This is a genomic window from Mesorhizobium sp. WSM4847, assembly GCF_055811335.1.
The window spans coordinates 1-1,121 of record NZ_JBVVPY010000087.1 but is presented as its reverse complement, the minus strand read 5'-3'; the positions used below and the strand labels follow the sequence as shown (position 1 = coordinate 1,121).

The window sequence follows — 1,121 nt, the reverse complement described above, 5'->3', positions numbered from 1 at the left end:
TTCCAGGGTTTGTTGGTGCGCACCATAGCGTTGAGGGTTGTGATGAGCTTGCGCATGACGGCGACGATGGCGACCTTTGCTACCTTGCCGTTGGAGCGCAGCCGCTGGCGGAAAGCGGCGAAGACGGGGTTATGAACTCCGGCACTGAGCGCGGCCATGTAGAGGACGTTGCGGACAGGCTCGCGGCCACCCCAAATGCATCGCTTGCCTTTGAGCTTGCCGCTGTCATGGTCATAGGGGGCGAGCCCGACCAGGGCGGTGATCTGCCGGTTGGACAGGCGACCCAGTTCGGGTAGCAGCGCGATCAGTGTGGCACTCAGGACCGGACCGACGCTGGGAGTGGAACGCAGCAGGCGGTCGCGCTGAGCCAGAGCGGGATCGGCCGCAATTGCTTGGGCAATGCGTTTGTCGAGTAGCAGGATATCGGCACTGAGCCGGGTCGCACGCCGCTTGGCCAGGCGCTTGAGAGCAGCATCGCGCACGTGCTCGGCCTGATTGTTGACGCGGCTGAGCTCGGCCTGGAGCTGGCGCCGTGCCGTGACCAGTTCGATCACCAGTTGCAGGCTTGGATCGAGCTCCACCGGATGCACCGGTAGCGTCGCCAGGAAGCGGGCGATCAAACGGGCATCGATGCGATCGTTCTTGGCGTTGATGCCGGCTGCACGCGCGAACTGGCGCAGCCTGTGCGGATTGATGCGACGCACCGGAAGTCCTGCTTGCCACAGCGCCTTGAGTACAGCGCGTTCATAGCCGCCGCTCGCCTCAACACCGATGGCACCGATCTCGTTGTCCGACAGCCGCTCGACCAACGCCGCATAACCGGCTTCGGTGTTGTCGACTGTGAACAACTCCCCTGTTTCCAGAATGGCCACGTCCAGTCGATCCTTGGCCACATCGATGCCGACATTAAACGCAATTTGTGTCATCCTCTGATCCCTTCCTTGCTGGTGCGGGGTCGAACCCTGGCAACCGTTCGGGCTATGGAAGATGCGACGGAGCTCCTTGCTCAACCACGGACTCATACCAAGGGGTGTACGGGCTTCCGCCGCAGCGGGTGATCCGGTCATGACCCGGGTCACCCGCCAACCCGATCATGCATGATTCTAGAGACACAAGGGGTG

1 protein-coding gene is annotated in these 1,121 nt (G+C 62.5%); it reads right to left on the bottom strand.

The window, feature by feature from the left end:
- Window positions 1-1,010: IS110 family RNA-guided transposase (locus tag AC0L28_RS34615; protein WP_473482975.1), on the bottom strand; the 1,010-nt coding region annotated here is incomplete at its 3' end.
- Between the last annotated feature and the right edge of the window lie 111 nt (window positions 1,011-1,121).